At 64.7% G+C, this 10,231-nt stretch carries 11 protein-coding genes; 5 read left to right on the top strand and 6 right to left on the bottom strand.

What is annotated here, in order from left to right; all coding sequences use genetic code 11:
* Positions 1–125 precede the first annotated feature (125 nt).
* The 5 genes from D6851_RS16825 to D6851_RS16805 all read right to left on the bottom strand — a co-directional run bounded on the left by D6851_RS16825 (position 126) and on the right by D6851_RS16805 (position 4,511).
* Complete coding sequence (locus D6851_RS16825) at positions 126–1,238, bottom strand: replication initiator protein A (protein WP_120326044.1); 1,113 nt, start codon at positions 1,236–1,238, stop codon at positions 126–128.
* A gap of 732 nt (positions 1,239–1,970) precedes the next feature.
* A complete protein-coding gene (locus tag D6851_RS16820; protein ID WP_120326043.1) occupies positions 1,971–3,647 on the bottom strand; it encodes a type IV secretory system conjugative DNA transfer family protein in 1,677 nt (558 codons plus the stop codon).
* Between the two features lie 6 nt (positions 3,648–3,653).
* Positions 3,654–3,944 (bottom strand): hypothetical protein, encoded by a 291-nt coding sequence (locus D6851_RS16815; protein ID WP_024020842.1) that lies wholly within the window; start codon positions 3,942–3,944, stop codon positions 3,654–3,656.
* The gene (locus tag D6851_RS16810) at positions 3,941–4,165 is read right to left on the bottom strand and encodes a conjugal transfer protein TraD (RefSeq protein ID WP_024020841.1); all 225 of its coding nucleotides are present in this window, start codon (positions 4,163–4,165) and stop codon (positions 3,941–3,943) included. The genes D6851_RS16815 and D6851_RS16810 overlap by 4 nt, the downstream gene beginning before the upstream one ends.
* A gap of 37 nt (positions 4,166–4,202) precedes the next feature.
* Positions 4,203–4,511 carry a conjugal transfer protein TraD gene (locus D6851_RS16805; protein ID WP_031309918.1) on the bottom strand — a complete coding sequence of 103 codons (309 nt, stop codon included), beginning with the start codon at positions 4,509–4,511 and terminating at the stop codon, positions 4,203–4,205.
* Positions 4,512–4,684: 173 nt separating this feature from the next.
* Between D6851_RS16805 and traA the strand changes: the two genes are divergently transcribed.
* The 5 genes from traA to D6851_RS16780 all read left to right on the top strand — a co-directional run bounded on the left by traA (position 4,685) and on the right by D6851_RS16780 (position 9,772).
* Positions 4,685–7,693: a Ti-type conjugative transfer relaxase TraA gene (traA, locus tag D6851_RS16800; RefSeq protein ID WP_024020839.1), complete on the top strand. Its 3,009-nt coding sequence runs from the start codon at positions 4,685–4,687 to the stop codon at positions 7,691–7,693.
* Positions 7,694–7,701: 8 nt separating this feature from the next.
* The gene (locus tag D6851_RS16795; RefSeq protein ID WP_031309917.1) at positions 7,702–8,412 is read left to right on the top strand and encodes a DUF6118 family protein; all 711 of its coding nucleotides are present in this window, start codon (positions 7,702–7,704) and stop codon (positions 8,410–8,412) included.
* 388 nt (positions 8,413–8,800) lie between these two features.
* A complete protein-coding gene (locus D6851_RS16790) occupies positions 8,801–9,016 on the top strand; it encodes a hypothetical protein (protein ID WP_024020838.1) in 216 nt (71 codons plus the stop codon).
* An 11-nt stretch (positions 9,017–9,027) separates the two neighbouring features.
* Positions 9,028–9,399 (top strand): TFIIB-type zinc ribbon-containing protein, encoded by a 372-nt coding sequence (locus tag D6851_RS16785; RefSeq protein WP_024020837.1) that lies wholly within the window; start codon positions 9,028–9,030, stop codon positions 9,397–9,399.
* 58 nt (positions 9,400–9,457) lie between these two features.
* Positions 9,458–9,772, top strand: a complete 315-nt coding sequence (locus tag D6851_RS16780; protein WP_120326042.1) for a hypothetical protein — start codon at positions 9,458–9,460, stop codon at positions 9,770–9,772.
* A 59-nt stretch (positions 9,773–9,831) separates the two neighbouring features.
* Here the strand turns inward: D6851_RS16780 and fliE are convergent, their stop codons facing one another.
* The gene (gene fliE / locus D6851_RS16775) at positions 9,832–10,182 is read right to left on the bottom strand and encodes a flagellar hook-basal body complex protein FliE (RefSeq protein WP_024020836.1); all 351 of its coding nucleotides are present in this window, start codon (positions 10,180–10,182) and stop codon (positions 9,832–9,834) included.
* Between the last annotated feature and the right edge of the window lie 49 nt (positions 10,183–10,231).

Raw genomic sequence — 10,231 nt, 5'->3', positions numbered from 1 at the left:
GTTCCCGGCGCATCCTTTCTTGGACTTCACCTGTAGTCGAGTCCGTAGCTATCGACCAGAAAGTGATAAAGCCGGATCAGTCGATATGTTTGCATGTGAACATGAACGCTTGTCCACATAAGCGATCAGCGCAGTGGCTTGCGTTCGTGCCGTTTCTTGCAGAAGCCTAGGAAAGCGGCGCGGGGGCTTTTCAGCTCGGGCTTGCCCATGTCGTGCCACCACGACACCCATTCGTCATAAAGCGCATACACGTCATAGCCTGGCGCGGCCGTCTTGGCGTCGTGCATGGTTTCCGGGTCGATATAGGGCGCATCGTCGCCGGCGTTGGCGAGCGGATCGGGCTTGGACTTGAGGCCCGAGCGGTTGCGGAACAGGATCACGTCATCATCCATCGTCACCGCATAGTCGGGGAAATGGCCGTGGTCCGCGTCATGCTCGCAGACCTTCTTGACCAAGGCCCGGAACACCCGGAGCGGGCTGTTCGAGCCGCATTTCTTTTGCAGCAGCTCCAGGCCGATCTTCCATTCGTCCTTCACGCCGCAATGCTTGCGGGCCAGCTCATACATGCGCCGCTCGAACGGCTTGCGGAGCCGGAAATAGTCGCGGTGAAGCGTCAGAACATTCTTGCTGATGACCGAGCGATAGACCCAATCCGACAGGGTGATTTCCAGATCGAGCATACGGCCGTCGAACGTCTTGCGCGTGATTCTGGCTTCTTCGATCAGCCCGAAAATCCGCGTTTCCTCGACACCGCCCGTCTGGATATTGGTCCGCACCGTGGTCCCGCGCAGGCGGGTGAGGGCGTCGGCCATCAGCCGATAACCTTCGCCGCTGGTTTGCCGGTTGGTGGCGACGAGCATGTCATAGGCTTGCAGGCGCACCGTGCGGCTAGGTTGCTGGCCCTGATTCATCTTCGCGACGAGCTGCGAAATACAGTAGATCAATATGTCCTTGTCGTGGATCGTCGCCAGCCCCTTGCCCGAGGGGATAATCTCGATAACGTTGCCGTTATGCTCATAGCGCCGCATCCGGTTGTCGGGCTTGGTCGAGAGCGAGAAAACCGGATGCTCCATCGAGGCCATGTCGTCCTTGGGGATGGCGTCGAGAACATCGCAGATGAACAGGTCTTGGTTAGGGTGCCGCACCGGCAGCAGCGGCGTGCGATCGGCGCCGTCCACGGCCGTGGACGGCGCGGCGATCGGCGCGTCAAACAGGGAAGGGGCGGAGTCTATCGTCATTTCACGAACGCCACAGCTACTATCGTCATTTCACATACGCAAGCGGATTATCGTCATTTCAGATTCACCCCGCGCTATCGTCATTTCGATTACGCTTGGAGGGGGCGGGCCTATCGTCAGAATGGATTCACCCTATCGTCACTCTGGATTCGCTTTTTCGTCAGAGCGGATTCACCGCGCATTACAAAAACGCCAATTAATCCTTTATTTTCAACGTACTATAAAACCGCTCAAATCCCGTAACACGACTCTAAACCCATATATTAACACTAGAGCGAGGCTGTGGATAACTTTAGACCACCCCGCTTGAGGCGACGTCGAAAGGAAGAAAAGCGCCGCCTCTTGGGGCTCCGCCCCGCCGGCTCGCGGCCTTCGGCCGCCCCGGATCGCTACGCGATCCTCCCACCCGGCATCCCCACAATGAGCCGGCTTCGCCGGCGCGCTTTTGTTGATTCGGGGTATGCCGTGACCGTCACACCCCTATCGCCAACACATCACCAAGCCCAACCGTCGAAAATGGCTTTCCAGAAAAGCCAAGCGGATATGTGGGCGTTCCGATCGAGAGGGGCTGGGGAGGCGGAAACGTCCCCACAGGGGCGATTTCCGGCCCGCCCAGCCTCATTCCGGGCGTAGGTCAGGGGTTTCGGCGTCGGAACCATCTATAGCGCTCTCCGGGCTTCCCAGGGCCGCCCGTTTTTTCCGGCGCGAGATCCTCGCACCGTTTAAACGGCCTCACGCCTTGTCGAAGCGGCCCGCGAACTCGCGATCGGCATAGTATTTGAGCTTGGCGGCGACGATCGGCCGTTGCCCCGCGAGGAACAGGAGCTGGTAATCCTCGCGCAGCGTGCGGATTTCATCCGGCGTGAGCAGCGGGCGAGCGACATGCTGCGCGCCGAACGATATGCCGGTTTCGTCGCTGTCGATCGCGCGGCTCATGGTCTCGAACACGACCGTCTCCTGGCCGAGCAGATCGGAGACGAGCTTGGCGCTATCGTGATCGTTGACCCCGAATATCTGCAAGACGCCGGCATTGGACAGGAAGGTGCCGGCGCGGCGCTCGTAGAGCGCGCGGAGCTGGTGAACGTCCTGCAAGATCGGCCAGAGCTGGATGCCATAGCCGGCCATCAGGCCCATAGCGCGCTCGACGGGTTCGAGGCGGCCGAGGGCGGCGAACTCATCGAGCAGGAACAGGACGGAGCGGGCAGGAGAGGCCGGCGCGCGCGCCAGATCGGTCAGCCCTTGCGCGAGCATCAGGCGCAGCCAGCGGGCATAGGTGGCGAGCCGATCGGGCGGCAGCACCAGATAGACCGTCGTGGCCTGCGCCTTTACATCGGCGAAGGTGAAATCCGAGCGCCCCAACACCGCCGTCATGCGCCGGGAATCGAGGAAATGGGTATGGCGCTGCGCGGCCGACAGCACGCCGGCGGCTTCGCGATCGGACTTGCCCAGGTGGCGGTTGGCGGCGCGCGCGATCAGACCCCGCGCGTCCGTGCTGCGTGACATTTCCCGGAGCATCTTCTGGAAATTATCGGGCGCGAAGGTGAGGCAGTCGCGCACGGCTTCCAGCGTGCGGTCCGCGCCTTGCGCTTGTCCGTCGCAGGCCACCCACAGGAGGATGCCGGCGATCAGCGCCTTGGCTTCCTCGTTCCAATGCGCCTCGCCCGCTTCGCCGGGAGCGTCATAGACCAGCGCGTCGGCAAGCGTCATGGCGTCGTCGGCGAGATCGAGGCCGGCAGGGTCGAGGCGATCGAGCGGGTTGAACGCGGCCGAGGCGATACCAGTCACCCCGAACGGATCGAGGACATGGACCGGGCCGAACTTCGCGCGATGGCGGGCGGTGATGCGGGCATTCTCGCCCTTGGGATCGATGCACACGACCGGGCCGGAATAGTCGAGCAGATTGGGGATGATGGTGCTCACGCCCTTGCCGGTGCGCGTCGGCGCGATCGTCAGCAGATGGGCCGGCCCCGCATAACGCAGCAGCTTGCCCGACTTACGGTCGCGGCCGATCAGCAGGCCTTCGCCATTTTGGGCGAGCGGGCGCGTCTCGCGATCGGTGGCGAAGCGGGCCGAACCGTGGGTGTCATCGCCGGCAGGACCGCCATAGCGCAGGATCAGCGGTTGGAAGAGGGCGCGGAGCGTGACGAGGATGATGACCAGGCCCGTCAGCATCATCACGATTTGGTAGATGTTGGAATCGCGGGGCAGGCCGAGCAGCTTGCCGAGGATCAGCGGCACGCCGAGGCCCAGCACCAGGCCGGTGATGAGGAACAGGACCACCACGCCGAACAGGTGGCGGATCAGCGCGACCGGACTGGTGACGAGGGCCGTGATCGCCCATATCGGCTGTTCGCGCGCGATACGGGCGAGGTTGCGGAGCGCACGGCCGAGCTGGCGGAACCATTCCATAGCCGCTTACCCGTCCGCCCGGATCGTCGCCGGCGAGATCGCCAGCGCCGGGTCGGCGTCGGGATGATCGAGCAGCTTGAGAACGATCGCGGTGGCGAGGGGAGGGGGGACAGCTTCTGCGCGCAGCATGTCGAACAGGGCGTGTTCGTCGGCGTCGAGGTCCATGCCTTCGATCGCGAGATTGGCGCGGGCTTCGGCATCGCCTTCGCGCCACAGAGCGATTTCGGCGGGGGTGCCGCGCACATAATCGAGCGCGCGAACCTGGGCGCGGATCGCCTCGACATCGAGCCTGTTCATGGTGCGTCACTCCCTTCCGCTTCCGCGTCGAACGCGCGTTTGCCGCGCCGCTTCCACAGCGCCAGCATGTTGTCGGCATCCTCGCCCTGGGCGCGCGCGGCGAGATCGAGCATCGCGCCGTAGAGGGTCGCGCGATCATCGTCGGTCAGATCGACGAGGCCGGCTTTCTGGACGAGGCCGCCCAGCTCGATCAGGTGGCGCGTGCGTTCGCGGCGGGCCACGACCCATCCTCTCGTATCGGCGCGGCGCGCGGCGGCTTCAACCCTGCGCCTCGCCTGTGCCAGTTTGGTTTCCGCCTTGTGCATTGCTGCTAGTGCGTCGCCCAGCCTTGCGCCCGCGTCCTTGAAAGAAGGCCGCGCCATCGGAGCGCCACGCCTCCCGGTTTCCCTCAACCTGCGCTTCGGCGACGATGTGGAGCAGCGCTCCGGTCAGCACATCGGCGTCGAGCGCATCGGCCCCGGTGGAGGTGACGAGTTCGCCGAGCTGCTGGACCTTCTTCGCCTTGAGCGTGCGGGCCTTGTCGCCGAGCGCCCGCAGTTCGGCGTCATAGTCGCGGACCTTGCGCATCTTCTCTCCCTCGCGCCCATGATCGGGAGCCGCAGCGTAGCACGATCGCGCGCGCGAGGAACCGTTCCGATCCAGAAATGCGGCGAAGTCAATCATGCGAACGGCAGAGAGTGTGAGTGCGCGCTTATACGTCGTTGCCGACGCGCGCTCAGGAAGGCAGTATAGGGACCGTCATGGCGATCTACCATTTCTCGGCCAAGGTCATCAGTCGCGCCAACGGATCGAGCGCGGTTGCGTCGGCCGCCTATCGTTCGGCATCCGAGCTGCACGATGAGCGGCTCGGGCGCAATCACGACTTCTCGAACAAAGCCGGCGTCGTTCATTCCGAAGTGCGGCTGCCCGAAGGCGCGCCGGCGCGTTTAAACGACCGCGCGTGCCTCTGGAATGAAGTCGAGGCGGGCGAGAAGCGCAAGGACGCGCAACTGGCGCGCGAGGTGGAGTTCTCGATCCCGCGCGAGCTGGATCAGAAGCAGGGTATCCAGCTCGCTCGCGACTTCGTGGAGAAGGCGTTCGTGAAGCGCGGCATGGTCGCGGACCTCAATGTGCATTGGGACATCGGCAAGGATGGAAGCCCTAAGCCGCATGCGCATGTGATGCTGTCGATGCGCGAAGTGGGGCCGGACGGGTTCGGCCAGAAGGTGCGCGAGTGGAACAGCAATGCGCTGCTGAAGGAGTGGCGCGAGGCATGGGCGGACCATGTTAACGAGCGCCTGGCCGCGCTCGATATCGGTGCGCGGATCGATCACCGGACGTTGGAGGCGCAGGGGATCGAGCTTGAGCCGCAGCATAAGATCGGCCCTGCTGGATCGCGCCGCCTCGATCGTGGTGAGGATGCGGATCGCGCCGACGACCATGTGCGGATCGCGCGGGAGAATGGCGAGAAGATCATCGCCAGGCCGGAGATCGCGCTCGACGCGATCACCCGGCAGCAGGCGACGTTCACGCGGCGCGACCTGGCGCAGTTCGCGTTCCGGCACAGCGACGGCAAGGATCAGTTCGACCAGGTGATGAGTGCGGTGCGTAGCGCGCCCGAACTGGTGGCGCTGGGCAAGGACGGGCGCGGCGAGGACCGCTTTACCAGCCAAGACATGATCGACACCGAGCAGCGTTTGGAATGCGCCGCCGATCGGCTTGCTAACAGGGTGGGGCATGGTCTCCCGGCGATGGAGCAGTCCTTACGGTCCACCGCCGGGAGTGAGGGCCTGGTGCTGGGCAGTCAGCAGGAAGCCGCGCTTGCGCATATAACCGGCGACAAGGATATTGCCATCGTTGTCGGCTATGCCGGCACCGGCAAATCGGCCATGCTGGGGGTCGCGCGCGACGAATGGGAGCGCGCCGGCTACCAGGTGCGCGGGGCGGCCTTGTCCGGCATCGCGGCCGAGGGGCTTGAGGGCGGATCGGGCATCGCCTCGCGCACGATCGCCAGCATGGAATATCAGTGGGACCATGGCCGCGAGCTGCTTGGGCCGCGCGACGTGCTGGTGATCGACGAGGCGGGCATGATCGGCACACGCCAGATGGAGCGGGTGTTGTCGGCAGCCGAACGCGCGGGCGCGAAGGTGGTGCTGGTCGGCGACGCCGAGCAGTTGCAGGCGATCGAGGCGGGCGCGGCGTTCCGCGCGCTGGCCGAGCGCCACGGCGCGGCCGAGATCAGCGAGGTTCGCCGGCAGCATGAGGGCTGGCAGCGCGACGCGACCAGGGCGCTGGCGACCGGCAGGACCGGCGAGGCCGTCCACGCCTACGCCGAGCATGGGATGGTGCAGGCGGCCGACACGCGCGACGAGGCGCGGGCCGAGCTGGTGGACCAATGGGATGCACAGCGCAGCGCCGATCCGGACAAGACCCGGATCATCCTAACCCATACCAATGCCGAGGTCCGCGATCTGAACCTGGCCGCGCGCGATCGGCTGCGCGGCGCCGGCGAGCTGGGCGACGATGTGCGCGTGGCGGCCGAGCGGGGGCCACGCGAGTTCGCCAGCGGCGACCGCATCATGTTCCTGAAAAACGAGCGCGGGCTTGGCGTGAAGAACGGTTCGCTGGGGAAGGTCGAGCGGGTGTCGCCTGACAGCATGGCGGTGCGTCTCGATGATGGCCGATCGGTGGCGTTTGACCTGAAGGACTATGCCCATGTCGATCATGGCTATGCCGCGACCATCCACAAATCGCAGGGGGTGACGGTCGATCAGGCGCATGTGCTCGCCACCCCAGGCATGGACCGCCATTCGGCTTATGTGGCGCTGTCGCGGCACCGGGATGGCGTGCAGCTCCATTACGGCCGCGACGACTTCACCGATCAGCGCGAGCTTGTCCGCACCCTCGCGCGCGAGCGGGCGAAGGATATGGCGTCGGATTATCCCCGCGACCGGGACATGGAGGTGCGCGATTTTGCCAAGCGGCGCGGATTGTCCGGGGAGATCCGCTTGTCGGATGCGCCCGAAAGGCAGGGCGTGGAGTTTCTTGGTCCCCGGCGAGGATCTTCGCGCCAGATGGGCGAAGATCCTCGCACGATCAGCCGCGGCGGCGGCGAGGGTAAGGCCGCGGCCGAGCGACAGCCGCGGCGGGGCATGTTCGACGGGTTGAAGCTGTCGGCCGAGCCGGCGAAAGGCGCTACGCGCCCGCAGGAGCGCGCGTTCGTGCGGGCGGTCGAACGAACCTCGCGTTCGGCCGAGGCGGTGCTGCAGGCGCACGCATCGGGGAGGCCGGTGCTCGAGCATCAGAAGGTCGCGCTCGAGCGCGCGACCCAGGCGCTCGATCAGATCAGGCCGGGGGCCTCGCGCGACCTGTCGGCAGCGGTGCAGCGCGATCCCGCCTTGCTGCGCCAGGCGGCGGCGGGGCGCAGCGGCCCGATGATGGATGTGATGGCGCAGGAGGCGCGTGTGCGCGCCGATCCGAACTTGCGCGCCGATCGGTTCGTGGAACGCTGGCAGGGGCTCAGCGCCGAGCGCGACCGGCTCTATCGCGCCGGCGACATGGCGGGCCGTGAGAAGGCCGGACAGCAGATGGCGGGCATGGCGAAAAGCCTTGAGCGCGATCCGCAGATGGAAGCGATCCTGCGCGGCCGCATCCGCGAGCTGGGGCTTGAGATCGGCATGAACCGTGCCCGCGACATGAGCGGCGGCGAGCTTGGCCGCCAGTTGACACACGATCTGGGGATCGGCCGTGATCGCGGCCTTAGCCGATAGGAGAGGGAATGGACGAGGACGAGTATCGCGAGGATCAGCCGATAGGCGACGATCCAGCGTTGGCGTTCGAGAAGTTGCGCGGCGAGGTGTCGTTGCTGCGCAGCGCCATCGAAGGACTGACCGCCGCACGCGAGGCCATTGACATTCCCGATTACGAACCGACGCTGGAGCGCACCGAAAAGGTGCTGGGCATATTGGTCCAGCAGATCGACGCGATGCGGAAAAGCCCCGCGATGACGCTCACCCCGGAAAATATGGGAGGGCGTTTAAACGCTTCCGTCATGGAGACGTTGAACACGCTGCGCAATCACACCCAGGCGTCGAAATCGGCGGTGGACGGCGTGATGGGCGATCTGCGCGGCCTGGTGCTGTCCGCGCGCCGTGCCGACGAGCAGAACCGCTGGCTGTATATGATCGGCATCGGTGGGGTGCTACTAGGCCTGTTGCTCTATGCGGCGCTGGCGGGGCCGGTCGCGCGGTTGATGCCGGTGAGCTGGCAATGGCCCGAGCGCGTGGCCGCGCGCGTCCTGGCCGAACCGACGCAATGGGAAGCGGGGCAGCACTTGATGCAGCGCGCCGCGCCGGCGAGCTGGGCGATGATCGTCGCGGCCAATCCGCTCGCCGAGGGCAATCGCGAAGCGCTTCAAGCCTGCCGCGAGGCCGCCAAGAAAGGGAAGAAGGCGGTGCGCTGCACGATCGAGGTGAAGATTGGAGAATAGATAAACTGCAGTAGCTGACACTTCTCGGACAGTCGGTATCCGAACGTCTCGGCTTCCTAATCGCTGTCCTTGTTTGTCCAGCTTGGATGCCACGTGCTCAGCATGCGCGCTTTGGACAAGGCTTGTGAGCATGTGGGCCACTTTGGCGCGGGTATGTGTTAACAGGACCTGTCGGTTGCATTCCGGCGCGATTAAACTTCGATGGGCTAATTTCATTATCGTGGCGTTTAGTCACATCCTATGGAGGTGAGCATGAGAGGTTCCTTGATCTTGGCTGCGGCGGCGCTTGTCTTCGCCGCCCCGGCCGCGATGGCCCAATCCTATGGCGGCTATGGCGGTTCCAGGGGGCACAGCGGCAACCCCTCGTACGACCATCAGATCCGCAGGGATGGCGGCTACGGCAGCGATCGGGGGCACGGCTATCGGCAATCCTGGAGGGGCAGGTACAATCGCGGTGGTGATTACGGCTACAACAATCGCCATGAGCGAGAGGAGCGCCGAGAGCGCAGGCACGAGCGGCGGGATCGCCATGAACGGTATCGCGGATACGGCTACTAAGGTTACGCTCGCAGTTAGGATGGGCTTTGGATTGCGGCATTCTTAAAGGATTGCATCATGACTGATGAGACAGTGCCGACGACCACACGGGCGCAGGGGATGCTCTGCCCCGTGTGCCGCGTGGACCTCGTCCTTGCCGACCGGCAAGGCGTGGAGATTGATTATTGCCCGCAATGCCGGGGCATCTGGCTTGATCGCGGCGAACTCGACAAGATCATCGAGAAGAACGCTGCCTACGAAGCCGCCGTGAGGCCGCCCGCCGGCTATCCTCCTCAGACGCCCGCGCCAGCTCCGGGCTATGCGCAGCCCGCACCTTGGGGCGGGTATGATGAAGGCCATCATGGCGACCGCCATCATGGTGGTGGTCACGGCCGTGGCCACGGCGGCTATCGTCCGGGTGGCTTTCTCGGCGGCCTGTTCCGCCATTGACCCGTTAGTTCAGCGCAGCCTTAGGCGTTACAGCGGAGCGGCGCATAGGAGAAATAGCATGGGTGGGAGGTTCAGTGTTGCATTGGGCGCCGTGGTCATCGCTTTCCTGGCCGTCTCGCCAGCGGCCGCGCAGCGTAAGACACATGGTGCCGGCGTCAGCTGGAGCGGGAGCCACGGAGGCGTCAGCTGGGATGGCGGCCATGCCTATGAAGGCGGGAGCTATGGCGGCTATCCTGCTGCCTCGTCCCCGCCTCCTCCTCCCCACAAGGCGCCGCAGATCTCACCTTCACGAACCGAGCTACCTGTAGCGCAGCGCGAGCGGCGCGATGATCGCCGCGCAATGCGACGCCCCGTACAGCGCGCGCCCCATTGAACGCTTCGTCCTCAACGTAGATGGATTCCGGCTCAAGCTTGAAGAGCGTAAATAGTTGATCAGACCGCCATACCCATGATGTCCTTATAGGCGGAAAGTACCTTGTTTCGAACCTGTAGGGTCGCTTCGAACGAAACCGAAGCACGCTGCTGCATCAGCATTACGGTCGCGATGTCGGTGATGTCGCCGCGTTCGTAGGCCTCGGTAACGGTATCCTCCTGCTCCTGGAGCGCATTCACCTTTTGAAGCGCGGTCTGCAATGTTGCGTCGAAGCTCGACGGCGGCGCGGAGCTGTCGGGACCACGAAGCGCATTCGGTGCGGGGGGTGAGACAACCTCGCGAAGCGCGGCATTGCGCTGAAGAACGGCGTTGCGCAACGCCAGCACGTCGGCTGCTCCGTTCACATTCATGGTGGTACTCCAGGCCGAGCGATGCGCTACTTCTAGGTAGGAAAAATTA

This window comes from Altericroceibacterium spongiae, assembly GCF_003610805.1.
Classification (GTDB): Bacteria; Pseudomonadota; Alphaproteobacteria; order Sphingomonadales; family Sphingomonadaceae; genus Altericroceibacterium; species Altericroceibacterium spongiae.
Note: the sequence above shows the minus strand (reverse complement) of the source record. Positions and strands in the feature narration are given on the sequence as shown.